The 23,243-nt window shown below is 38.6% G+C and carries 23 protein-coding genes and 1 pseudogene; 11 read left to right on the plus strand and 13 right to left on the minus strand.

The genetic code is table 11. The features are described from left to right. Window positions 1-4: 4 nt before the first annotated feature. The 4 genes from V7D82_RS05450 to V7D82_RS05465 are packed head-to-tail and all read right to left on the minus strand — an operon-like array spanning window position 5 to window position 5,088. On the minus strand, window positions 5-1,831 hold the full coding sequence (locus tag V7D82_RS05450) for an ABC transporter ATP-binding protein (RefSeq protein WP_333599961.1): 1,827 nt from the start codon (window positions 1,829-1,831) through the stop codon (window positions 5-7). Beyond that, window positions 1,831-3,558, minus strand: coding sequence for a phospho-sugar mutase (locus V7D82_RS05455; RefSeq protein WP_333599962.1), 1,728 nt, complete (start codon window positions 3,556-3,558; stop codon window positions 1,831-1,833). Before V7D82_RS05455 ends, V7D82_RS05450 begins: the two co-directional genes overlap by 1 nt. Before the next feature lie 39 nt (window positions 3,559-3,597). After that, a complete protein-coding gene (locus V7D82_RS05460) occupies window positions 3,598-4,557 on the minus strand; it encodes a glycosyltransferase family 2 protein (protein WP_333599963.1) in 960 nt (319 codons plus the stop codon). Then, on the minus strand, window positions 4,558-5,088 hold the full coding sequence (locus tag V7D82_RS05465) for a DUF4199 domain-containing protein (protein WP_333599964.1): 531 nt from the start codon (window positions 5,086-5,088) through the stop codon (window positions 4,558-4,560). Window positions 5,089-5,314: 226 nt separating this feature from the next. Between V7D82_RS05465 and V7D82_RS05470 the strand changes: the two genes are divergently transcribed. The 3 genes from V7D82_RS05470 (at window position 5,315) to mtaB (ending at window position 8,300) form a co-directional block, all read left to right on the plus strand. Further along, a complete protein-coding gene (locus tag V7D82_RS05470; RefSeq protein ID WP_333599965.1) occupies window positions 5,315-5,566 on the plus strand; it encodes a type B 50S ribosomal protein L31 in 252 nt (83 codons plus the stop codon). Window positions 5,567-5,671: 105 nt separating this feature from the next. Next, window positions 5,672-6,805, plus strand: coding sequence for a GlmU family protein (locus V7D82_RS05475; protein WP_333599966.1), 1,134 nt, complete (start codon window positions 5,672-5,674; stop codon window positions 6,803-6,805). A gap of 166 nt (window positions 6,806-6,971) precedes the next feature. After that, window positions 6,972-8,300, plus strand: coding sequence for a tRNA (N(6)-L-threonylcarbamoyladenosine(37)-C(2))-methylthiotransferase MtaB (gene mtaB / locus V7D82_RS05480; protein ID WP_333599967.1), 1,329 nt, complete (start codon window positions 6,972-6,974; stop codon window positions 8,298-8,300). Here the strand turns inward: mtaB and V7D82_RS05485 are convergent. Together V7D82_RS05485 and V7D82_RS05490 are read right to left on the minus strand one after the other, a co-directional pair. Beyond that, the gene (locus V7D82_RS05485; protein ID WP_333599968.1) at window positions 8,297-8,638 is read right to left on the minus strand and encodes a hypothetical protein; all 342 of its coding nucleotides are present in this window, start codon (window positions 8,636-8,638) and stop codon (window positions 8,297-8,299) included. The genes mtaB and V7D82_RS05485 overlap by 4 nt on opposite strands. Before the next feature lie 73 nt (window positions 8,639-8,711). Continuing rightward, on the minus strand, window positions 8,712-8,996 hold the full coding sequence (locus tag V7D82_RS05490) for a GNAT family N-acetyltransferase (protein ID WP_333666232.1): 285 nt from the start codon (window positions 8,994-8,996) through the stop codon (window positions 8,712-8,714). Between the two features lie 95 nt (window positions 8,997-9,091). Here V7D82_RS05490 and V7D82_RS05495 point away from each other — a divergent pair, with 95 nt between their 5' ends. Then, window positions 9,092-9,757, plus strand: a complete 666-nt coding sequence (locus V7D82_RS05495) for an alpha/beta hydrolase (RefSeq protein ID WP_333599970.1) — start codon at window positions 9,092-9,094, stop codon at window positions 9,755-9,757. 44 nt (window positions 9,758-9,801) lie between these two features. After that, window positions 9,802-10,695: a lytic transglycosylase domain-containing protein gene (locus tag V7D82_RS05500; RefSeq protein WP_333599971.1), complete on the plus strand. Its 894-nt coding sequence runs from the start codon at window positions 9,802-9,804 to the stop codon at window positions 10,693-10,695. Between the two features lie 112 nt (window positions 10,696-10,807). On the opposite strand, the gene V7D82_RS05505 is transcribed toward V7D82_RS05500, so the two are convergent. Beyond that, complete coding sequence (locus V7D82_RS05505; protein WP_333599972.1) at window positions 10,808-11,323, minus strand: DUF2892 domain-containing protein; 516 nt, start codon at window positions 11,321-11,323, stop codon at window positions 10,808-10,810. A gap of 157 nt (window positions 11,324-11,480) precedes the next feature. Here V7D82_RS05505 and rpmH point away from each other — a divergent pair, with 157 nt between their 5' ends. Continuing rightward, window positions 11,481-11,642, plus strand: a complete 162-nt coding sequence (rpmH, locus tag V7D82_RS05510) for a 50S ribosomal protein L34 (protein WP_008464848.1) — start codon at window positions 11,481-11,483, stop codon at window positions 11,640-11,642. Between the two features lie 228 nt (window positions 11,643-11,870). Further along, window positions 11,871-14,723 (plus strand): carbamoyl-phosphate synthase large subunit, encoded by a 2,853-nt coding sequence (gene carB / locus V7D82_RS05515; RefSeq protein WP_333599973.1) that lies wholly within the window; start codon window positions 11,871-11,873, stop codon window positions 14,721-14,723. Between the two features lie 32 nt (window positions 14,724-14,755). Here carB and V7D82_RS05520 read toward each other — a convergent pair whose 3' ends face one another. After that, window positions 14,756-15,139: an HU family DNA-binding protein gene (locus tag V7D82_RS05520; RefSeq protein ID WP_333599974.1), complete on the minus strand. Its 384-nt coding sequence runs from the start codon at window positions 15,137-15,139 to the stop codon at window positions 14,756-14,758. A gap of 243 nt (window positions 15,140-15,382) precedes the next feature. On the opposite strand from V7D82_RS05520, the gene V7D82_RS05525 reads away from it, so the two are divergent. Further along, window positions 15,383-16,177, plus strand: a complete 795-nt coding sequence (locus V7D82_RS05525; protein ID WP_333599975.1) for a hypothetical protein — start codon at window positions 15,383-15,385, stop codon at window positions 16,175-16,177. 68 nt (window positions 16,178-16,245) lie between these two features. On the opposite strand, the gene V7D82_RS05530 is transcribed toward V7D82_RS05525, so the two are convergent. The 5 genes from V7D82_RS05530 to htpG form a co-directional block, all read right to left on the minus strand. Next, complete coding sequence (locus V7D82_RS05530; RefSeq protein ID WP_333599976.1) at window positions 16,246-17,010, minus strand: NYN domain-containing protein; 765 nt, start codon at window positions 17,008-17,010, stop codon at window positions 16,246-16,248. A gap of 40 nt (window positions 17,011-17,050) precedes the next feature. After that, the gene (locus V7D82_RS05535; protein WP_333599977.1) at window positions 17,051-17,452 is read right to left on the minus strand and encodes a DUF2721 domain-containing protein; all 402 of its coding nucleotides are present in this window, start codon (window positions 17,450-17,452) and stop codon (window positions 17,051-17,053) included. A gap of 32 nt (window positions 17,453-17,484) precedes the next feature. Continuing rightward, window positions 17,485-18,621, minus strand: a complete 1,137-nt coding sequence (locus V7D82_RS05540) for a hypothetical protein (RefSeq protein ID WP_333599978.1) — start codon at window positions 18,619-18,621, stop codon at window positions 17,485-17,487. 110 nt (window positions 18,622-18,731) lie between these two features. Beyond that, window positions 18,732-19,433 (minus strand): hypothetical protein, encoded by a 702-nt coding sequence (locus tag V7D82_RS05545; protein WP_333599979.1) that lies wholly within the window; start codon window positions 19,431-19,433, stop codon window positions 18,732-18,734. Between the two features lie 90 nt (window positions 19,434-19,523). Next, window positions 19,524-21,425, minus strand: coding sequence for a molecular chaperone HtpG (gene htpG / locus V7D82_RS05550; RefSeq protein WP_333599980.1), 1,902 nt, complete (start codon window positions 21,423-21,425; stop codon window positions 19,524-19,526). A gap of 176 nt (window positions 21,426-21,601) precedes the next feature. Here htpG and V7D82_RS05555 point away from each other — a divergent pair, with 176 nt between their 5' ends. The 3 genes and pseudogenes from V7D82_RS05555 to V7D82_RS05565 form a co-directional block, all read left to right on the plus strand. Then, the gene (locus V7D82_RS05555; protein WP_333599981.1) at window positions 21,602-22,078 is read left to right on the plus strand and encodes a lipocalin family protein; all 477 of its coding nucleotides are present in this window, start codon (window positions 21,602-21,604) and stop codon (window positions 22,076-22,078) included. A 5-nt stretch (window positions 22,079-22,083) separates the two neighbouring features. Continuing rightward, on the plus strand, window positions 22,084-22,779 hold the full coding sequence (locus V7D82_RS05560) for an OmpA family protein (protein WP_333599982.1): 696 nt from the start codon (window positions 22,084-22,086) through the stop codon (window positions 22,777-22,779). Window positions 22,780-22,938: 159 nt separating this feature from the next. After that, window positions 22,939-23,243: pseudogene (locus V7D82_RS05565) on the plus strand (TetR/AcrR family transcriptional regulator); the annotation flags it as partial.

Genomic DNA, 23,243 nt, shown 5'->3' on the forward strand with positions numbered 1-23,243 from the left:
TTGTTTACTCAAATGATTGCATCGAAACCAATTTAGAATACATGCCATTTTTGGCTAAAAGTTCGTCATGGGTACCTTGTTCAACAATTTCCCCTTTTTGCATTACCACAATAACATCTGCTTTTTGAATGGTGGAAAGTCTATGCGCAATCACCACCGAAGTTCTGTTCTGCATCATGTTTTCCAAAGCTTGTTGCACTAGTCTCTCGCTTTCGGTGTCTAAAGCCGAAGTAGCTTCGTCCAAAATCATAATCGGTGGATTTTTCAATACGGCACGGGCAATGGATAATCTTTGTTTTTGGCCGCCGGATAGTTTGTTTCCGCTATCGCCAACATTGGTATAGATGCCTTCCGGTAAATCTTTCACAAATTCAAATGCATTGGCAATTTTTAACGCTTCAATAATTTCTTTATCTGTAGCATCTTGTTTGCCAAGCGCAACATTGGCTTTTATGGTGTCGTTAAACAAAATAGAGTCTTGCGTAACTAATCCCATCAAATCTCTTAATGACTTCATGTCTATCGCTTTGATGTCGATGTTGTCAATGGTTATTTTGCCTTCATTTACATCGTAAAAACGCATTAGTAAGTTGGCAATCGTACTTTTGCCGCTACCGGATTGTCCTACCAAAGCCACTGTTTTTCCTTTAGGAACGTGAAGCGAAAAGTGCTTTAAAACATTTTCTTCTTCATATTTAAAGTTGATGTTTTCTATGGAAATGCCACTGTCAAAACTGTCTTTTTGAACGGCGTCTTTGCTGTTTACAATTGGGTTTTCCTGTTCCAGGATTTCCATAATTCTGTCGGCTGCTGCTGTACCGCGTTTGACACTGTAAGAAGCTTTAGAAATGGATTTGGCAGGCGTAAGGATGTTGTAGGCCAGTCCCATGTAGGCAATGAAAGCGGCGCCGTTAAGCGTCTTTTCAATTAAAACCATATTACCACCATACCAAAGTAAAATAGCAATGACCATGATCCCCATAAACTCACTCACGGGAGAAGCCAAGTTCTGACGATTGCCGATGTTTACGGATAGATTGAAAAATCGGTTAGTAGAATTTTGAAACATTTTGTTGAAATACCCTTCCGCATTGTATCCTTTCACCACTTTAAGTCCGCCAAGCGTCTCTTCTATAGTGGAAAGGAATACTCCTTGTTCTTCCTGCATACGGGTTGATTTTCGTTTCAGTTGTTTCCCAATCAAGGAAATAATATAACCGGAAACCGGAATAAAAATAAAAACAAAAAATGTCAGTTTGGTACTGATGGTAAACATCATGATAATGGTAAACAGTATCGTTAAAGGTTCTTTAACAATCAGCTCCAGCATGGCTAACATCGAGGTTTGTACTTCGTTGGCATCACTCGAAATACGGGAAATCAAATCGCCTTTTCTTTTTTCTGAGAAAAAGGCATGTGGTAACTCCAGTGTTTTTTGGTAAATAGCATTACGCAGGTCACGCATAATACCGTTTCGTAAAAAGTTAATAAAAAACATAGCGAAATAATCACTCAGGTTTTTTAGTAAAAAGATCGAAATGATAATGGCTACCATTATGGCAAGAGTAAAACTTACTCCTCTTTCATCGGTGGTAGTTGTGATATAGTAGCTAAGAAAATCTTCCAGGTAATGCTTAAAATGAGCAATGTCTTCAAAGACCGGTTTTTCCGTGTTTCTTTTGGTTTGATCAAATAATACCTGCATCATAGGTATCAAGGCCATAAAGGAAAGTGTACTGAACAAAGCATACAAAATATTGAAGAAGATGTTCAGATAAGCGTACTTTTTATACGGCTTGAGGTAAGGGATTATTTTGGTAAAACTACTCATTAGTTCAACTGCATTTCAGAAATTATAGTTTTGATTTTGGCATCCAAATGGGCTTCGGCTGCCGGAATTTCGTCCAAACTTTCAATCGCAGTATTCACACTGAAATAGAATTTGATTTTAGGTTCGGTACCGCTTGGACGGGCACAAATTTTAGAACCGTCTTCTAAATAATAAATCAACACGTCTGATTTAGGAACGGATAACGTTTCCATTTCATTGGTCAACAGATTTCTGGCAGTAGAATTTTCATAATCTTCTACCATAATCACGCGTTGTCCGTTGATTTCAGAAACCGGTTTTTCGCGCATGTCAATCATCATTTGCTTGATTTGGTTAGCGCCTTCGATGCCTTTTTTGGTAATCGAAATCAAATGTTCTTTATAGAAACCGAAATCGACAAACATCTGCTGTAATTCTTTATACACCGAACTGCCTTTTTCTTTGGCTTGAGCGGCAATTTCGCACATCAGTAAAATAGCACCCACGGCGTCTTTATCGCGAACGGCATCACCCACCATAAAACCAAAACTTTCTTCGCCACCGCCAATGAATTTCAGTTCCGGGAAATCTTTGATAAACTTGGCAATCCATTTGAATCCGGTCAAACCCACTTTGCATTCCACATTATAAGCCGAAGCCAATTCCAACATCATTGGAGTGGAAACGATAGTGGAACCAATGAATTCTTTTCCTTGAATTTTCCCGGCTTTGCGCCATTGTTCCAAAAGATAATGCGTCATCACGGTCATCGTTTGATTGCCGTTGAGTAAAATCATTTTGCCATGGTTGTCTCTAACGGCAACACCAAGACGGTCGCTGTCGGGATCAGTACCGAAAACAATATCGGCATTAATTTTATCAGCCAGTGCCAGTGCCATAGTCAACGCTTCCGGTTCTTCCGGATTGGGGGAAACTACGGTTGGGAAGTTTCCGTTCGGTTCTGCTTGTTCCGGAACGATGTTTACATCGGTATAACCAGCTTTTTCCAGTACTTTCGGAACCATTTTAATGGAAGTTCCGTGCAGTGAGGTATAAGCGATTTTTAAATTTTTACGGGCTTCCGCCGAAGTATTGAAACTGGCATTAGCAACAGTGGAATCAATAAAAGCATTGTCCACAGCCACATCTATATATTCGATTAAACTTTCGTTGGCTTCGAATTGAATTTCACTGTATTTTAAGTCTTCAATCACTTTGATAATCTCGCCGTCCTGAGGCGGAACCAATTGCCCACCATCTTGCCAATAAACTTTATAACCATTGTATTCCGGTGGATTGTGAGAGGCTGTTAATACAATTCCGGCATGACAGTTTAAGTGTTTGACGGCAAAGGATAATTCCGGTGTCGGACGCATTTCTGAAAACAAAAAGACTTTAATGCCATTGGCCGAAAAAACATTGGCTACCACTTTTGCCAAAGTATCACTGTTGTGGCGGCAATCATAAGCAATAGCTACTTTTAGTTGTTCTCCGGGAAATGATTTTTTTAAATAATCAGATAAGCCCTGAGTGTTTTTGCCCAAAGTATATTTGTTAATACGATTGGTACCAACGCCCATAATACCGCGCATACCGCCGGTTCCGAATTCCAAATTCTTATAAAAACTTTCCTCCAGATTCTTTGGAGAAGTAGTCATCATTTCCTTGATTTGGTTTTGGGTGTCAACGTCAAAAGCTGGTGTAAGCCATTCGTTTACTTTGTCTAATATGTTTTGTTCGATATGCATTTTTAAAAATAATTTAACTTGTGGGAAGCTTACTTTGAATTACAAATTCACTTCATTGGAAATTTTATAACGTTCTTCATTGTTTTTGGTGCGAAGAATAATTTCACCTAAAAATCCGGCTAAGAATAATTGAGAACCAATGATCATGGCGGTTAAGGCAATATAGAAAAGTGGATTTTGTGCCACTAAAATGGTCGCTTCATGGAATACAAACAATTTCAACAGTTTGATTGCGATGATTAAAAAAGTGGAAATGAATCCGATGATAAACATGACTACGCCAAGCGCACCAAATAGGTGCATAGGACGTTTGCCGTATTTGGATAAAAACCAAATGGTAATCAAATCGAGGAAACCATTGATGAAACGGCTCATGCCAAACTTGGATTCTCCATATTTTCGGGCTTGGTGGATGACTACTTTCTCGCCAATTTTACCAAAACCGGCATTCTTGGCCAGTACAGGAATATAGCGATGCATTTCTCCCGAAACCTCTATGTTTTTGATGACTACGCTTTTGTAGGCTTTTAATCCGCAATTGAAATCGTTCAAGTGTACGCCGGATGTTTTTCGGGCGGCCCAATTGAATAATTTGGAAGGCAGGTTTTTGGAAACCACAGAGTCATAACGCTTCTTTTTCCAACCGGAAACCAAATCGAAATTCTGATTCAGGACCATGTTATATAAATCCGGAATTTCGTCAGGACTGTCCTGTAAATCGGCATCCATAGTGATGACAACATCGCCTTGGGCTTTGGCAAAACCAGCATGCAAAGCTTGTGATTTCCCATAGTTTCTCAGGAAATGTATGCCTTTAACATTGGGGTTTTCTTTGGAAAGATTTTCAATAATTTGCCAAGAATCATCGGTACTCCCATCATCAATGAAAATGACTTCATAGGAATAGTTGTTGGCTGTCATGACTTTGACAATCCATTGGTGTAATTCGGGTAAAGATTCCTGCTCGTTCAGAAGCGGAATTATTATGGATAAATTCATCTATAATCCTTGATTCGATTTTGTTTTGAAAATGGCTGCCAAAATTAGTCCAAAAACAGCACTAAATGCAATACTGAAAATAGAACCTTTTAACAATTGACCGATAGAAAATTGGTCGTTGGCCTGCATGTCTTTAATGGCTTGGTTAATGGCTTCCGTTGGTGCATTGAATTTCTGCATCATTTCAACGGCAAATTTTATGGTTAGTTCCTTAATGGTGTCTTTTGCAGCAGGATCAATAAAATTAAACAAAACAATATTGAATGCTACCCCGATCAATATAGCAATTACCGCCGATATAAAATACGTGGTAAACGCATCTTTAAAAGAGAATAGACCGTTTATTTCCTTTTTTGTTTTTATCAAAAGATAAACTCCGATTGCGATATAGATAGCTATATTTAACACGCCAACCCACCAAGAAGTGAAAAGTTTTAAATCAATAGTGTAAATTAAAGTAGTGATGAGTACTGAAACTAATCCTGTAACCACTCCGAATGTGATTCCGTTTTTCTTAATAATAGAGTTCATGATTTTTGGTTTTAATTATTTAACAAATATAAGTAATTCCGTTATTACTCAATATTAAGTGCGAAACATTTAAAAAAAGTTACATATTGATTTGATTTTTGAAAAAAAGTTGTATTTTTGCACACTCAAATTAAAAAAAGAATTAATTAAAAGTCGTAGCCAGTTTATACCTTCTAGAGTGGAAGCTTCAAAACGAACTACTTCATAACAATAACAAAGATTTATCATGAAAAAAGGAATTCACCCGGAAAATTACAGATTAGTTGCTTTCAAAGACATGTCGAATGACGATGTTTTTATCACTAAATCTACAGTAGAAACTAAAGAAACCATTACACACGAAGGTGTTGAATACCCAGTATTCAAAATGGAGATTTCTAGAACGTCTCACCCTTTTTACACAGGTAAGTCTAAACTTATCGATACAGCAGGACGTATTGATAAATTCAAAACTAAATACGCGAAACACGCAAAATAGTAGTTTCAGTGTTCAAATTTTAGGAAGACCATTCATGAAAATGAGTGGTTTTTTTATGCCATAAACTTTGTAACTTTGGCACACATCTTATAACAAGCTACTAAAATGAACTACATACTTTTTGACGGAACAGTTCGCAATGCTTTACTTCCGTTTACTTTTACCAGACCAGTTGCCGAAATTCGCGTCGGTATTTTGACCATACGCGAAAAATGGGAAAAGCATTTAGGTTATACCACCACAACACTAACAGAAGAATACCTGTCTGAAAAATTTCCGATGGTGGAAATGGAAGATAATGTCATGATTAACGCTTCTTTTTTGCCCAATGATGTTTTGGCTGAAATGGTAATCAGTTTAGAAAAAAATCAAGCCATTTTCAAAGGAGAAGAAGTCATTGCTTTTTATACCAATGATACACAAGATGAAATAGATTTCGATAGTTATGAAATCATAGAGTATCAGGAAGACTGCCTGAAAATTGAACATACGTGGGACATATTTGCCAAAAATGATGCTGCTTTGCGCGAAGATTTTGAATTAATCACAGAAGGCAGACACTCGCAGCCCATACCCAAAAGCGTAAACGTAATTGCTCCCGAAAACATTTTCATAGAAGAAGGAGCCAAGCTGGAATTCGTCACTTTAAACGCCTCAACCGGACCCATCTACATCGGTAAAAATGCTGAAATCATGGAAGGTTCCGTAATTCGTGGCCCGTTTGCCTTATGCGAGTTCGGAAGAGTGAAACTGGCGTCAAAAGTGTATGGTGCGACTACAGTTGGACCGCATTCGGTGATTGGCGGCGAAGTGAGCAACTCGGTTTTGATGGGCTATTCCAATAAAGGCCATGATGGATTTCTTGGCAATTCCGTTTTGGGCGAATGGTGTAATATTGGTGCGGACAGTAATAACTCCAATCTGAAAAATAATTACGAAGAAGTGCGTTTGTGGAGCTATGAAACCGAAGGTTTTGCCCGAACCGGTTTGCAATTCTGCGGGCTCATGATGGGAGACCACAGTAAATGTGGAATCAATACCATGTTCAATACGGGGACTGTGGTTGGGGTTTCGGCCAATATTTTCGGTGCCGGATTTCCACGCAACTTTGTGCCGAGTTTTTCCTGGGGTGGCGCTTCCGGGTTTACCACTTATTTAACTTCCAAAGCATTCCAAACTGCCAAAATAGTAAAGGCGCGCCGTCAAGTAGACTTTACAGAGACAGATGCTAGACTTTAGGCGCACGTTTTTGAAGAAAACAAAAAGTAAAGAAAAGAATAATTATTTTGAAATACAATATTTTAAAAGCCACAATTGCGAAAACAGTTGTGGTTTTTTTAATGGAAATATTGTGTAAATTTGCGCACTCAATTTTTGACAACGATTTCATTACTTGAGCTTATTTATGGAAAACAGAAAAAAAGTAGCGTTCTACACGCTGGGTTGTAAACTGAACTTTTCAGAAACATCTACCATCAGCCGAAACTTCCAGGACGAAGGATTTGACAGAGTCGATTTTGAAGAAATCGCAGATATCTATGTAATCAATACGTGTTCGGTTACCGAGAATGCCGACAAACAATTCAAACAAATAGTAAAAAAAGCCATGAAGCTCAACGACAAAGCGTTCGTTGCAGCCGTGGGTTGTTATGCCCAATTAAAACCGGAAGAATTAGCGGCCGTTGACGGAGTGGATTTGGTTTTAGGAGCGACAGAAAAATTCAAAATCACCGATTACATCAATGATTTGTCCAAAAACGATATGGGCGAAGTGCATTCCTGCGAAATTGAAGAAGCCGATTTCTACGTGGGCAGTTATTCTATTGGCGACAGAACCCGTGCCTTCCTGAAGGTGCAGGACGGTTGTGATTATAAATGTACTTACTGTACGATTCCATTGGCACGTGGCATTTCGAGAAGTGATGCTTTGGAAAATGTACTGAAAAATGCCTCCGATATTTCCAAACAAGGAATTAAAGAAATTGTACTGACCGGTGTCAACATAGGCGATTATGGGAAAGGTGAATTCGGAAACAAGAAACATGAGCATACTTTCTTAGATTTAGTGAAAGCCTTAGACGAAGTAGAAGGAATCGAAAGATTGCGTATTTCTTCCATCGAACCGAATCTTTTGAAAAACGAAACCATAGAATTTGTGTCACAAAGCAGAACGTTTGTGCCGCATTTCCATATTCCGTTGCAAAGTGGAAGCAACGAGGTTTTAAAGAAAATGAAACGCCGCTATTTGCGCGAAGTGTATACGGATAGAGTGGCGACCATTCGCGAAGTGATGCCGCATGCCTGTATTGGTGTCGATGTGATTGTTGGTTTTCCGGGCGAAACTGAGGAACATTTCCTGGAAACCTATAATTTCTTAAACGAGATGGATATTTCCTATTTACACGTTTTCACCTATTCCGAAAGAGATAACACTGAAGCTGCCGCAATGACTGATGTGGTGCCAATGAATGTGCGAAACAAAAGAAGCAAAATGCTCCGTGGATTATCAGTAAAAAAGCGTCGTGCGTTTTATGAAAACCAAATCGGAACCAATAGAACGGTTTTGTTTGAAAGCGAAAATAAAGAAGGTTACATCCATGGGTTTACCGAAAATTACGTAAAAGTTAAAACCCCTTGGAATCCGGAATTGGTCAATACTTTACACGAAATCAATTTGACTAAAATTGATGAAGATGGTTCTGTTCGTATGGAGTTTCTGAATGTAGAAGCTTAATAGTTGTAGTGAAACCGGATTTTGGTGATTCGAAAAACAGTGGCGCTGTATTGCTCAATAAATTCAAATTGATTTCGACCCAATTGTTTGAAATTGGCAATTCTGTCTGCTGAAATTTCATAATACATATTGGCGCCTTCCATCATAAATTTTTCTCCGTTTTTTCGATAGGCCGAACGAATCAGTTCAAATTCGGATAAATTCCAAGTAGTGAGATTGGCATCCAGGGCTTCCATATCAGTGCACAAACCTTCGGTAATCTCGGTTTTGGAGCCGTAATATTTATCGATGTGTTCAAAAAAAGCAATAATCTCTTGGCGAAAGGCGTCTGTGTTCATTTTATAAATATAGAAAAAATAATAAAAAAATCGCCCTGATTACTCGGGGCGATTTTTTATGCAGTAGGACTGCTTAGATTTTAATTCCCGGAGGAAGTAAATCTCTGTAGGCAGTGTTTTTTCTGAAGAAAAGCGCAATTTTCGGTAAAATCGGTACTACTTTTAGCTTCCTTTCGTACGCAATTTCCATGATGTTTTTCAATAAATCAGTGATGAATTCTTCATTTTCAAAGCCATCGAAAGTGTTTATTCTTGTTAGGAATATTTTCTTTTCTTGAAATGAATATTCTACAGAAATCAGTTTGCCATCTACCAATGTCTCAAATTGCCTGGCGAAGGTATTGTCCTTAATTTCCATTTTTTCCGAAAAAACAGTTGTGTTCATAATCAAGTAAAATAAAAGGATTATTTTTATGCAAATTTACTAATAAATAACGAGCTTCCAGTTAAATAATGTCTAAAATTCATGTTTATTTTATGCCCGGAATGGCGGCTAGTTCCACTATTTTTGAGCGGATTAAGTTGCCTGAGGATACCTTTGAAACGCATTTACTCGAATGGGTTTTACCCGAAAAGAATGAGACTTTAAAAAGGTATGCCAAACGGATGGCAGAGAACGTCAAACACGACAATGCCATTTTGGTAGGGGTTTCCTTTGGCGGAATATTGGTTCAGGAAATGAAATCCTTTTTAAATTCAAGAAAAGTTATCATTATTTCCAGTGTAAAATCGAATGTGGAACTGCCAAGAAAAATGAAAATTGCCAAAACTACCAAGGCTTATAAACTCATTCCAACCCAATTAGTCGAAAATATTGATCACTTGGCTATGTTTGCTTTCGGTTCTTCTGTTTTAAAGCAACGATTGAAATTGTATGAAAAATTTCTGTCGGTGCGCGATAAGGGCTATTTAGATTGGTCTATCGAGCAAATTATCAACTGGGAACGAACAGACGTTGATGCTGAAATTATCCACATACATGGCGATGCCGATGATGTTTTTCCAATAAAATATATTAAAAATTGTACGGTTGTCAAAGGCGGAACACACATCATGATTCTGACAAAATACCGCTGGCTGAACGATAATTTACCTAAAATTATGTTAGAAAACGAGTAATTGCGGCTCGATTTTTGTAGTTTTACAAGATAAAATAAAGGATTATGAAAACGAATAAAGCCCTATTATCGACACTTGCCGTTGTTTTAATTTCGGGATTACTGGTTTTCGGAATTGCCGGCGACAATAAAGACAAAGTTATGCACGAAGGCACTTCGATGTACTTTCCAACGGCAGTTGACTTTGCAGGAGAAACCACTCCCTTAAAAATTACCGATGTTCGCGAACGATTAGACAGAGAGTTGCTTATCAATGCCAATTTGGATGCGACTACTGCTTTGATTATCAAAAGAGCCAATCGTGCTTTCCCCATTATTGAGCCGATTTTAAAACAATATGGTGTGCCTGACGATTTTAAATATCTGGCCGTTATAGAAAGTGGGTTGATTAATGCTGTTTCTCCTTCGGGAGCCAAAGGCGTTTGGCAGTTTATGCCCGATACCGCCAAAGAAAGAGGCATGGAGGTGAACGATGTGGTTGATGAACGCTATCATTTAGAGAAATCTACCGAAGCGGCCTGTAAATATTTTTTGGCTGCCAAAGATAAATTCGGTTCCTGGACGTTGGCCGCCGCTTCTTATAACGGAGGGATGAACGGTTTGAGCAAAAAACTGGAAGAGCAAAAAGTCACCGATTATTACGATTTAGGTTTGACTGAAGAGACTTCTCGTTATGTTTTCCGAATTCTCGCTTTGAAACAAATCATGCAAAACCCGGCCTTATACGGATTCAGTATTTACGCCACCGATTTATATCCGCCAATTCCAACCAAAAGCGTGGAAGTGGATAGCACCATCAACGATTTGACCAGTTTTGCACAATCGCAAGGCATCAACTATAAAGTGTTGAAAATCCACAATCCTTGGTTAAGAGATAAAAAATTGTTGAATCCAAGCAAGAAAAAATACGAAATCAAGATTCCTTTAGAAGGCTATTAAAAAAGGCTTCAGTTAACAGTCACAGTCGACTTATAAATAAAAAACGTCCCGAAATTCTCGGGACGTTTTTTAATTTAATTTATTACTGCCAACTGCTACTGCAGACAGGTCACTAGATTTTCTTCATCTGTTCTTTCATCATCGTAATCTGATCTTTCAGCATATTTTGTTTGTCTAGTTTCTTGGCTTCGTTTAACAAAGCGGTAGCTTCCATTTTGCGTCTTCTTGACATGGCGATTCCGGCTAAGTTTAACTTGGCCACTGCCAAATCCATATCCATGCTCAAGCCCAATTCAATCGCTTTTTTGAAAAACTTCTCGGATTGGTGCAGGTTGGTTTGCGATAACATCAAACCGTGTAAATAGTTAAAATACCCTTGTTGCTTTCTAACCAACGCCGTTTCCGGATTTTTGATTTTATCCAACCAAACTTTTGCTCCGGCAAAATCCTGTTTCCGCAATTTTAAAAACGCCAATAGGATAAATTCATTTTTGTAGTAAAGAAAAATGGGAATAGCAGTCAGTAAAATCAAGAAAATCCCATTCCCGATATTGCCTTCCGTAAATTGCCAAATGGCGGTTGCTACCAGTAAGGCAGCTATAATTAATTTAATAAACCTGTGAAACATAATTTTGTATTTTTGTGGTCGCAAAGGTAATAAAAGGAATTGAAAATATTTTTATAAAACTACTTGCCAGAAAAAAAAAGGTTTGTATATTTGCACTCGGTTTAAAAAGAGCCGTTTTACCAAAGAAATTAATACACGATTTTAAAGATACAAAGCAATGAGCAAAAGAACGTTTCAACCATCGAAAAGAAAAAGAAGAAATAAACACGGATTTATGGACAGAATGGCTTCTGCAAATGGAAGAAAAGTCCTTGCGCGTCGTAGAGCAAAAGGAAGACATAAATTGACTGTATCTTCTGAACCAAGACACAAAAAATAATGATTACAATTAATCAATATCAAGCCGTTACTATTTACCAGTAACGGCTTTTTTTATACCATGTTCATAAATATTAATAACATTTAGGAGCTATTTCCCGCTGTTCGCTGCAATCTTTTTATTTTTAAAAAGAAAAGTAAAAAGGATTTCCACTACCATCGGGGCTAGGGTTTATCGGAAACAACAACATACAACTCATAACACACAACTTACAACACTAACTACACAATGCCAAAAGACACTTCCATCAAATCGGTTTTAATTATTGGTTCCGGACCTATCGTTATCGGACAAGCCTGCGAATTTGATTATGCCGGTTCCCAATCCGCGCGCTCTCTAAGAGAAGAAGGAATAGAAGTCATTCTAATCAATTCCAATCCGGCCACCATCATGACCGATCCTTCCATGGCGGACCATGTATATTTATTGCCGTTAACCACCAAATCCATCATCCAAATCCTAAAAAATCATCCGCAGATTGATGCCGTATTGCCTACCATGGGAGGACAAACCGCGTTAAATCTTTGCTTAGAAGCCGATGAAAAAGGAATCTGGAAAGATTTCAATGTCCGCTTAATCGGTGTCGATATCAATGCCATTAACATCACGGAAGACCGAGAGCAATTCAAACAATTACTCGAAAGAATAAATGTGCCCACTGCACCGGCCAAAACCGCCACTTCTTTCCTAAAAGGAAAAGAAATTGCCCAGGAATTCGGTTTCCCATTAGTAATTCGGCCATCATTCACCTTGGGTGGAACCGGAGCCGCTTTCGTGCACAAAAAAGAAGACTTTGACGATTTGCTAACCCGTGGTTTAGAAGCATCACCCATACACGAAGTCTTAATCGACAAGGCTTTGCTAGGCTGGAAAGAATACGAATTGGAATTACTTCGAGATAAAAACGACAACGTCGTGATCATCTGTTCCATCGAAAATATGGATCCTATGGGTATTCACACCGGAGATTCCATCACTGTAGCGCCAGCGATGACATTATCCGACACCACTTTTCAAAGAATGAGAGATTATGCCATTTTGATGATGCGTTCCATAGGGAATTTTGCCGGAGGCTGTAACGTACAATTTGCGGTGTCTCCTGATGAGAAAGAAGACATCGTCGCCATCGAAATCAATCCGCGTGTGTCGCGTTCTTCAGCTTTAGCATCCAAAGCCACCGGTTATCCGATTGCTAAAATTGCCACCAAGCTGGCATTGGGCTATCATTTAGATGAACTGCAAAACCAAATCACCAAATCCACTTCGGCTTTATTCGAACCAACTTTGGATTATGTGATTGTAAAAATCCCGCGTTGGAACTTCGACAAATTCGAAGGCTCAGACCGTACGTTAGGATTGCAAATGAAATCGGTCGGAGAAGTCATGGGAATTGGGCGTTCGTTCCAGGAAGCACTGCACAAAGCAACACAATCCCTAGAAATCAAAAGAAACGGAATCGGAGCAGACGGGAAAGGCTATAAAAACTACGAACAAATTATTGAGAAACTAACTTTTGCCAGTTGGGATAGAGTTTTCGTTATTTATGATGCGATTGCGATGGGAATTCCATTGAGCCGTATCCACGAAATCACTAAAATTGACATGTGGTTTTTGAAACAATACGAAGAACTCTATTTCTTAGAAAGAGAAATTTCACTATATAAAGTCGATACGTTACCAAAAGAATTATTACTCGAAGCCAAACAAAAAGGTTATGGTGACCGCCAGATTGCACACATGATGGGATGTTTGGAAAGTCAGGTGTACAAGCTTCGCGATGAAATGAACATCAAACGCGTGTACAAATTAGTGGATACGTGTGCGGCCGAGTTTAAAGCACAAACCCCATACTATTATTCTACATTCGAAGCAGAAATTCAAACGGCTACCGGAGAAAAATACGTTCACAACGAAAGTATCGTAACCAATAAAAAGAAAGTAGTTGTGTTAGGTTCGGGACCCAATCGTATTGGGCAGGGAATTGAGTTTGATTATTCCTGCGTGCACGGGGTTTTAGCTGCTAAAGAATGCGGTTACGAAACCATCATGATCAACTGTAATCCGGAAACGGTTTCCACCGATTTTGATACGGCTGACAAGTTGTACTTTGAACCGGTATTTTGGGAACACATTTATGACATCATTCGCCATGAAAAACCGGAAGGGGTGATTGTACAGCTAGGCGGACAAACTGCTTTAAAACTTGCCGAGAAATTAGACCGTTACGGAATCAAAATATTAGGAACTTCCTTTGATGCTTTGGATTTAGCCGAAGACAGAGGCCGATTCTCAGAGTTATTGGAAGAATTAAAAATACCATTTCCAAAATTTGGCGTAGCCGAAAATGCCGACCAGGCTTCAGCCTTGGCGGATGTGTTAGATTTTCCGTTGCTGGTGCGTCCATCGTATGTGTTGGGTGGACAAGGCATGAAGATTGTCATCAACAAACAGGAATTGGAAGAACACGTTATCGACTTGCTGAAAAACATTCCGGGGAATAAATTGCTTTTGGATAATTATTTAGACGGAGCGATAGAAGCCGAAGCGGATGCCATTTGCGATGGAGAAAACGTGTACATCATCGGAATCATGGAACACATTGAACCATGCGGCGTGCATTCTGGGGATTCTAATGCAACATTGCCACCGTTTAATTTGGGCGAGTTTGTCATGCAGCAAATCAAAGACCATACGAAGAAAATTGCATTGGCTCTGAGAACCGTTGGTTTAATCAACATCCAATTTGCCATCAAAGACGATATCGTTTACATTATTGAAGCCAATCCGAGAGCGTCGAGAACGGTACCTTTTATTGCGAAAGCCTATGGCGAACCGTATGTAAATTATGCTACCAAAGTGATGTTAGGTGAAAATAAAGTAACCGACTTTAACTTCAATCCACAACTGAAAGGATACGCGATTAAACAACCGGTTTTCTCTTTTAATAAATTCCCGAATGTAAATAAAGCATTAGGGCCTGAGATGAAATCAACCGGGGAAAGCATCTTGTTTATTGATGATTTGAAAGACGACCAGTTCTACGAATTGTATTCGAGACGTAAGATGTATTTGAGCAAGTAATATCGAAAGCCGCAACTCTGTTGCGGCTTTTTTTAACGCTTTTTCACATACTTTAATTCTTGCAGCATCTGCTTTAGTTTTTTACCGGGGCGGAAGGTCAAAGCGGCCTTTTTAACCAAGGCAGGGGTAACTCCTTCCGGAGTGGGTGCCCCTTCACCGCGGACACTCACCTGAAGCGAACCTAAATGTCCCAAGCGAACAATGTTGCCCTTTTCGAGTTGCCCGGAAACACTGTGTACTAAAGCCAGAATGACCCCATAGCAATCAGCCGGAGTAAGCGAGGTGCTGGCCGAAATCTCTTCTGCCAATTCATCCAAATCCACTTCACCGTTTTTGACGGCTGTAGGATAATAGATTATAGGGGCAGCAGGATTACGCGGATTGGTTTTGGCGGAGGCTACTATGGATACGGACATAATAAAAAGCTTTAAGGTGGTTCTTTAGTAATAGTCAGGATGAAAGTACAAAATAGTCCGAAACTTTCCAAAAAAAGACCATGGGGATTCAATCAAAAGACCATGGCCTTTTATGTAAATCACCATGGGGATTTAATTGCTCCGTCGTGATGAAATGAAATAAAGAATAGGTGAACCAGATTATATGATGCGGATTATCGTTTTATTTCCTATCATTGTAATCTTAAACCTAAAAACAAACCCATGAAAAAACTATTTTGCTTGCTTGGATTTTCGGCCTTACTGCTAACGTCTTGTTCTTCGAGTGACAGTTCTTCTTCTTCAACAATGACCGAAAGCGATGTTTTGGTTCAAAAAACAGTTGAACACTATGCACTTGATGGTTCTACTGTGACCACAAATTATACTTATAATGGAAAAAAATTGGTTAAATCAACCGATTCAGATGGTTATCATGACGACTATACTTATACAGGAGATTTGATTACAAAAATGGAAACCATTGATGATAGCAATGGTGCCATGATGCAGCAACAAACTTTTACCTACAACAGTAACAATCAATTGGTAACGTATGTTGTAAAAGATTTTGATAGTGGCGATGGTAATAGAGAGACTTATGTTTATAACAGTGACGGAACGGTTTCTATTACAACATACTCAGGTGATACAACTACACAAACTACTCTTTTGAGTACAGGAACTATCTATTTTACCGGTGGTTTGGTTTCCCAGGTTATTCTTGCTGTAACTGATGAATCATCCTATAATTCGTCGCGTACGTATACCTATGATACTAAAAATAGTCCGTTTAAAAATGTGACCGGTATGAATAAGATTAGTTTTATTGGAGGAGAATCAGGTGATGTTGGGCATAATGTTTTGACGGATCATTACACGTCTTCGCTTTCGTCATCTTTAAATGTAGATGTAACTACAACCTATACCTACAACAGTTTGAATTTTCCAACCACTGACTCGGAAATTATGGGAACTGATGCCACATCCATAATTACAACACAGTACACTTATAACTAATATTGTTATCTTAAATAAATAAAAACTCCCAAGTGAAAGCTTGGGAGTTTTTTGTTGGTAAATGTGCTTTATTTTCTTCTCACATAAATGTGCTTGATGTTGTTTTTACCACTGTCGCGCTCGTCAATTTCAAAGCGGTTCATGCTTTTGATGAGGGCTAATAATTTGGTAAAGCCATAATTTCTTGGATCAAAATCGGGTTTCTTTTTGAGCATTAAATTCCCGAGTTCCCCTAAGAAAGCCCAACCGTTTTCGTCTTCTATATCATCAATACTATCAGCAAAAAGTTTGATGATTTTCGGATCAATCTTGCTAATTGGAATGCTGGTGGGTGCTTTGGTGTTTTTAGTTGGTTTCTTGTTTTTAGAATCAGCGATAGGTTCTGCATCGTGTTTTTTCAGAATTTCAATATAGATGAATTTATCACAGGCCGTGATGAACGGTGTTAAGGTTTTCTTTTCGCCTATACCAATAACTTTCATGCCGGCTTCGCGTAATCGTGTGGCCAATCGGGTAAAATCGGAATCACTGGAAACGATGCAAAAGCCGTCAACTTTACCCGTGTAAAGAATGTCCATCGCATCTATAATCAGGGCACTGTCGCTGGCGTTTTTCCCGGTAGAATAACTGTATTGCTGAATGGGGGTGATGGCATTTTCCAAGAGTACATTTTTCCAGCCGGAAACCGTTGGTTTGGTCCAATCGGCATAGATTCGTTTGAAGGTTGGGGTTCCGTATTTGGCAATTTCCTCAAACATTTCTTTGACATTGGCATAAGGCACATTGTCAGCATCAATTAATACGGCAAGTTTTAAGTCTTTTTTGATTTCCATGATTGAAGTTTGTTTAGCAACTCAAAGGTAAGTATTATTTCTAGGCTTTCTCTTCTTCCAATAAATCGCTTAAATGAAGTCGCAAAGCGGTTACTGATATACTAATTTCCCAAAAGGAAATGCCTAGAGAGGTTAGCAAACACAATAAACTTGCTGCAAAAAGATAAATGGCTATCAGTTCCTGCTCCAGAAACAGGCACAACATGGCAAACACGGAAAGAAACAGGCACAACACGCCAAAGAGCTGCATGTATCGAATCAGCGAAAGCCTCAGGTTGAGGTTCTTGATTTGCAGTAAAGTGCTTTTGGTGTGCATTTCGTCATAATGTTTTTTCAAACTGCGGATGATTTGCGCAATGGTCAAAAACCGATTGGTATAGGCTAATAATATTAACGATGTTGCTGAGAATAAGAGGGCCGGAGTTTCGATGTGGAGGGTCATGAGAGTTAGGTATTAAGGATTTAGGGATTGTTTTAGCGGTCGGTTTTTTTAAATACCCAATAGATGCTGTCTTTTCCTTCTTTGCCTTTTATGATTAAACTGTCTTTATGGAAAATTTGATAGTTTCCGATGAGTTGGTTTTTATGGAGGGTATCATAGGGTTGCATCATCAGTGTTCCTTGTTTGTTGGTGCTTAGTTTAAAATCTTCAAACTGGTATGTCTTTTTTAGTGTGGCGGTGGTTCCGTCTACAAATAATTTCAGGGATAGTTTTTCGTTTTTCTCCGGAATGGTATCACTGTAATTAATCACCTTAGTGGCTTTCCAGGCTCCCGTCAGGGGATTGGTTTGGGGTGGTTTTATCTGATGATAGTTGGTAATGAAAGCGATTAATACGACAGTAAGCAGAGCCATTGTTTTTAGGGTTTTATTTGAAGTGCTGGTATGGCTGTACTCCTTTACCAGGTCTTGTGGGTTGACGGTTTTTTGGTAAATAAAAAAAGGAATCAGTGTTTTCAGAGCACGTGTCACCAGGAAGATATCCATTAGCAAAAGCGCTGTGATAATGTCCTTGGCATTGATATTATAGTTGTAATCAATTAAAGTAATGTTGATTAAAACTGGTAGCAGAAACAGCGCTCCCAAAAGCGTAGTCCGACGAAAGAGCAGGAGTAAGGCGCCAAAAATTTCGGCAAAGGCTATACACGCATTATAGCATTTGGAATAACTAAAGAAAGCCCAGGTCAGTTGCGAAGGATCAAGTGAGCCCAATTCGTTGCCATATAACAAAAAGCTGGTGTGCAATTGGCCTTCTCCCATTAATTTGCTTAATCCATAATATAAAAGAATGGTGGCTAACAGATAGCGGCAGGAAGCAATGCAATAGTATTTTATTTTTTGGTTAAAAATGAGCTTCTCAGTTTCCCTTTTTTTGCGGGCAACCAACTGCCATAACACAGTAACTAACACCACCAATATAGGCACTGTGATATAGGTAACGGTCATAATTGAAATTAATGTCGCTATTTCTTTAGTATTATCAGCCTTGTTGACATCGATGAAAGCTAAAGATGAAAGTACAATCAGGAAAGGTAAACCTATGAGTGCTGCCAGACTGTATATGAATTTCAAAAAGAGATTGGGATTTACAGTGGTTATTTTTTCTTTCATCTGGAAATGGTTTAGCTTTCTTACAAAGAGCAAGTTAGGGATTATTTCCTTGCTTGTTGAAATTTAAACAAAAAAACCTGCACTGAAAAGTGCAGGTTTCTCGTTTGTTTTTAATGGCCGCAATGTTCGTCGTAAAGGTCAACGATTCGCGTTATGCCATTGGTTTTGATGTCGTCTTTGTCAATAAAATTTTCCAGTTCCGGACACTTGGTTTCAAAATGAGCGGCCACTAGTTTTTTGATCACTTTAAAATTATTTACGGCAATCATTCCGCCCGAACTTTCCATATACATCCAGAAAAAGACAGCATAATCCTTATCAGGGCTTTTCAGGTAAAAATAGGTTTGGGCCGGCCAGCCCGAATCGGTAGCAGCCCCCATTCGCATGCCTGGACGATAGCCAATATAACTGGAATACATGGTTATACCGCCTTCTTTTTCAATTCGAACCCAGGATTTTTTCTTGTCAACTTTGCATTCTTTGGCTCCGAATAATGGTCCTTTGGCCAGATAAATCGAAACGAATTTAGTGGGTGTTTCATTTTTGCCGTTGGTGATGTCAAACCCTTTGACGTTGCTAATATCAAAGCTTTCCGCTTTGGCTTTTAAATCGGTTTTGAATTTTAGCGTTTGTTCTCCGGATTCTGCCGGAAGTTCTATCAAACCTGTTTTGGAAGTGCCATCATTAAAATTTACGGTTCCTTCAAAAAATTTGGCAAATACCGAAAATGGAACGAGTATAAAGAGTAGCAATAGTTTTTTACTCACTAGTGTACTATTGTTTTTTTGGTGTTCGTGAATCTTTGATTTCATAGATAGTATTGATTTTAGTTTTAGCTAAAATATAAAAAAAACCTGCAAGTTGATACTCACAGGTTTTATAGTAAAGAGGATTTTCTTTTTTTATTTGATTAACTCAAAACTGCGTTTTACAAAAGCCGTCAGTTCTTCGCCTTTCAAAAGTCCTTGCGATATTTTGGCTAAATCCAGTGCTTGTTTTACTAAACTTTCCTGAGCCGATTTGTCGGAAGTGTTTAAAATGGTTGTGGCCAAATCAGAATTGGTATTCACTACCAAATTATACATTTCCGGGAAATGCCCCATGCCGAACATACCGCCGCCGCCAGACTGACTCATTTCTTTCATTCTTCGCATGAATTCCGGTTGGGTAATGATGAAAGGAGCTGCGCTGCTGTCCATCGGTTCCAATTGTACGGAGTAGTTGGCTTTGGGTACAATTTCTTCTAAAACCGTTTTCAGTTGAGTGGATTCTTCTTCCGAAAGTTTCGAAATCTGAGTGTCTTCTTTTTGAATTAATTTATCAATGTGGTCTGAATCGACGCGAACAAAAGTCAAGTTTTCATTGTCAGATTCCAATTTCTGAATCAAATGCGAAACGATTGGAGAGTCTAACAAAATTACTTCATAGCCTTTGTCTTTGGCAATTTCAATATACCCGTGCTGTGCGTCTTTATTGGAAGCATACAGTACCACTACCTTCCCGTTTTTATCGGTTTGGTTGGCGGTAACAGCTTCTTTCAATTCGGCCAAAGTGTAATACTTGTCATCAACCGTTGGATACAATACAAAATCACCGGCTTTTTCATAGAATTTTGGTTCCGAAAGCATTCCGTATTCCAATACGATTTTGATGTCGTTCCATTTTTGTTCAAAGTCTTCGCGGTTTTCGTTGAATAAACCTTTAAGCTTATCGGCTACTTTACGGGTAATATAATTCGAGATTTTCTTCACATTACTATCCGCCTGCAATCCGGAACGCGACACATTCAACGGAATATCCGGCGAATCAATCACACCTTTTAACATGCCCAAAAACTCAGGTACAATTCCTTCTACATTATCGGTCACATACACCTGGTTTTGGTACAATTGAATTTTGTCCTTTTGCAATTGCAAATCGGCTGACATTTTTGGGAAATACAGAATTCCGGTTAAGTTGAACGGATAATCCACATTCAAATGAATGTTGAATAACGGTTCTTCAAACTGCATTGGATATAATTCTCGGTAGAAGTTTTTATAATCTTCATCGGTCAAATCTACCGGTTGCTTGGTCCACGCCGGGTTTGGATTGTTGATGATATTGTCTACTTCCACCTCAGTGAAGATGTTGTCTTTGTCTTCTTCGGCAACAGCTTCTCCTTTTTTCTGTTCTATTTTCTCTTTGCGGGTTCCGAATTTAATTGGCACCGGCATGAACTTGTTGTACTTGGTCAACAGCTCACGGATTTTATACTCTTCTAAAAACTCTAAAGAATCTTCCGCAATGTGTAGTATGATTTCGGTACCTCTGTCGGTTTTGTCATGCGGTTCCAAAGTGAATTCAGGGCTTCCGTCGCACGTCCAATGCGCAGCCGGCTCGTCTTTGAAGGATTTGGTGATGATTTCCACTTTTTCAGCCACCATAAAAGCAGAATAAAACCCAAGACCGAAGTGCCCGATAATACCGGAATCTTTAGCCGAATCTTTATATTTTTCCAAAAACTCTTCGGCACCCGAGAAGGCTACTTGGTTGATGTACTTTTCTACTTCTTCGGCAGTCATTCCCAATCCTTGATCGATGAGGTGTAATTTTTTGCCTTCTTTGTCGATTTTTACTTCAATGATGGGGTTGCCATATTCTACTTTGGCTTCGCCAATGCTGGTTAAGTGTTTTAATTTTAGGGTAGCATCCGTAGCATTGGACACTAATTCACGCAAGAAAATTTCGTGGTCGCTGTATAAAAACTTCTTGATTAGCGGAAAGATGTTTTCTACTGATACATTAATTTTTCCTGTTGTCATATTGCTATTTTTTAGATTAAACGATTTGGTATTCTACTACTCAAAACTAATACCAATTGTAGTATTTATGACAAATTGGCGTAGTAATAATTCTATAATAATTATCTGAGATAATGTAAATGTCATTTTAAAAATGGGCGTATATTTGCCTATATAAAAACATAATTGTAACAAGCATGAAAAAAATTATTTTAGTCAGTTTCTTATCACTTTTGATTTTTTCCTGTAAATCAAAAAATTCGGCTACCAGCACCAAACTGGATAATAAAGCAGAAGTAGCCATTAAAGGTACGTGGAAGATTTCCTCAGTGACTTATCCGGGTTCCGATGTCATTAAAGTGACTTCGTTTGATTTAGCCGATTCCAAATGTTTTGTTGGAAGTATCTGGAAATTTGTTTCCATGAGTAACAAAGGTCAAATGACCATCGCCAGCAAACAATGTACGGATTACACCACACCAATTACTTGGTTCATAAACAAGGAAGGTCAATTTGTTTTAAAAATTCTTGATGAAGCCAAAGCCAAAACGGTTAAGTCGGGTTATGTTTTAAGAGTAGCCAATCAAACGGGTACATCTTTCCAACTTATCGACAAAATTAATGTAGGAAGTACTCCAACCGATGTGGTTTATCAATTTGAAAAATTAAATTAAGCAATATGAAAAAGATTAGTACAATAGTATTAGGAAGTTTATTGGTTTTATCCAGCGTGTTTACTAGTTGTGAAGCCGTAAAAAATACAAGTAACACCCAACGTGGAGCAGCCATTGGTGCCGTGGGTGGTGCCGTACTTGGTGGTGTTCTTGGGAACAACATCGGTAAAGGCGGGAATGGTGCTTTAGGAGCTGTTCTTGGTGGTGTCATCGGTGGAGTAGCCGGAGGCGTTATCGGAAACAAAATGGACAAACAAGCCCGTGAAATCGAAACTGCTTTGCCAGGTGCACAAGTAGAAAGAGTAGGAGAAGGAATTCGTTTGGTTTTAGGCGAAAATGCAGTGCGTTTTGATACTAACAAATCAACATTAACTGCTGCTGCTAAAGCTAATTTAGATAAATTAATCCCAGTTTTCAATCAATATCCTGATACTAATATTCAGATTTATGGGTACACAGATAGTACTGGTTCAGCGGAATATAATTTAAATCTGTCTAATCAGAGAGCTGCTTCGGTAAAAGCTTACTTAGCTGGTAAAGGATTATCTTCAGCCCGATTCACCACAACTGGTTTGGGAATTGCTGATCCAATTGCAACCAACGATACACCGGAAGGAAGAAGTCAAAACCGTCGTGTAGAATTTGCCATCACGGCCAATGATAAAATGGTTCAGGACGCTAAAAAAGAAGCCGGAAAATAATAAGACTGTTATTTTAGTCTAGTAAAAAGCGCTCATCAAAAATGAGCGCTTTTTTTATTTTCAATTTTTTTGAACAACATTTAACAAAACTTTTTGTTTAGTTATTTTGAACAATACTTAAACAATATGTAACTTTACATTCAATTCAAAATCAAGGTCATGGCAACAACAAAACAAACAAAGACAAAAACAAAGAAAAATAGGATAGACGACCATCACATTATTTCATTGTATATGGATGACGTTTTGGTTCATAACGAGGAACCCCAAAATGCTTTTGTATTTTGCAGGAAACATGCTATTGAAGAAAGCGATTTTTATTCGTTTTTTGGTTCACTTGAAGCCGTCAAACAAGCGATATGGGTGAAGTTTTTTGAAAATGCCGTAGTTGCCATTGAAAAAGAACCTGCTTTTGAAAGCTATACTGATAAAAACAAATTGCTTACGTTCTATTTTACGTTGTT

Source organism: Flavobacterium sp., from assembly GCF_036741995.1.
In the GTDB taxonomy this organism is placed as follows: domain Bacteria; phylum Bacteroidota; class Bacteroidia; order Flavobacteriales; family Flavobacteriaceae; genus Flavobacterium.

Bases quoted from the DNA above. Each gene is read 5' to 3' on its own strand.
- V7D82_RS05450 (WP_333599961.1), bottom strand. From the start codon at position 1,831: ATGAGTAGTTTTACCAAAATAATCCCTTACCTCAAGCCGTATAAAAAG.
- V7D82_RS05455 (WP_333599962.1), bottom strand. From the start codon at position 3,558: ATGCATATCGAACAAAACATATTAGACAAAGTAAACGAATGGCTTACA.
- V7D82_RS05460 (WP_333599963.1), bottom strand. From the start codon at position 4,557: ATGAATTTATCCATAATAATTCCGCTTCTGAACGAGCAGGAATCTTTA.
- V7D82_RS05465 (WP_333599964.1), bottom strand. From the start codon at position 5,088: ATGAACTCTATTATTAAGAAAAACGGAATCACATTCGGAGTGGTTACA.
- V7D82_RS05470 (WP_333599965.1), top strand. From the start codon at position 5,315: ATGAAAAAAGGAATTCACCCGGAAAATTACAGATTAGTTGCTTTCAAA.
- V7D82_RS05475 (WP_333599966.1), top strand. From the start codon at position 5,672: ATGAACTACATACTTTTTGACGGAACAGTTCGCAATGCTTTACTTCCG.
- mtaB (WP_333599967.1), top strand. From the start codon at position 6,972: ATGGAAAACAGAAAAAAAGTAGCGTTCTACACGCTGGGTTGTAAACTG.
- V7D82_RS05485 (WP_333599968.1), bottom strand. From the start codon at position 8,638: ATGAACACAGACGCCTTTCGCCAAGAGATTATTGCTTTTTTTGAACAC.
- V7D82_RS05490 (WP_333666232.1), bottom strand. From the start codon at position 8,996: ATGGAAATTAAGGACAATACCTTCGCCAGGCAATTTGAGACATTGGTA.
- V7D82_RS05495 (WP_333599970.1), top strand. From the start codon at position 9,092: ATGTCTAAAATTCATGTTTATTTTATGCCCGGAATGGCGGCTAGTTCC.
- V7D82_RS05500 (WP_333599971.1), top strand. From the start codon at position 9,802: ATGAAAACGAATAAAGCCCTATTATCGACACTTGCCGTTGTTTTAATT.
- V7D82_RS05505 (WP_333599972.1), bottom strand. From the start codon at position 11,323: ATGTTTCACAGGTTTATTAAATTAATTATAGCTGCCTTACTGGTAGCA.
- rpmH (WP_008464848.1), top strand. From the start codon at position 11,481: ATGAGCAAAAGAACGTTTCAACCATCGAAAAGAAAAAGAAGAAATAAA.
- carB (WP_333599973.1), top strand. From the start codon at position 11,871: ATGCCAAAAGACACTTCCATCAAATCGGTTTTAATTATTGGTTCCGGA.
- V7D82_RS05520 (WP_333599974.1), bottom strand. From the start codon at position 15,139: ATGTCCGTATCCATAGTAGCCTCCGCCAAAACCAATCCGCGTAATCCT.
- V7D82_RS05525 (WP_333599975.1), top strand. From the start codon at position 15,383: ATGAAAAAACTATTTTGCTTGCTTGGATTTTCGGCCTTACTGCTAACG.
- V7D82_RS05530 (WP_333599976.1), bottom strand. From the start codon at position 17,010: ATGGAAATCAAAAAAGACTTAAAACTTGCCGTATTAATTGATGCTGAC.
- V7D82_RS05535 (WP_333599977.1), bottom strand. From the start codon at position 17,452: ATGACCCTCCACATCGAAACTCCGGCCCTCTTATTCTCAGCAACATCG.
- V7D82_RS05540 (WP_333599978.1), bottom strand. From the start codon at position 18,621: ATGAAAGAAAAAATAACCACTGTAAATCCCAATCTCTTTTTGAAATTC.
- V7D82_RS05545 (WP_333599979.1), bottom strand. From the start codon at position 19,433: ATGAAATCAAAGATTCACGAACACCAAAAAAACAATAGTACACTAGTG.
- htpG (WP_333599980.1), bottom strand. From the start codon at position 21,425: ATGACAACAGGAAAAATTAATGTATCAGTAGAAAACATCTTTCCGCTA.
- V7D82_RS05555 (WP_333599981.1), top strand. From the start codon at position 21,602: ATGAAAAAAATTATTTTAGTCAGTTTCTTATCACTTTTGATTTTTTCC.
- V7D82_RS05560 (WP_333599982.1), top strand. From the start codon at position 22,084: ATGAAAAAGATTAGTACAATAGTATTAGGAAGTTTATTGGTTTTATCC.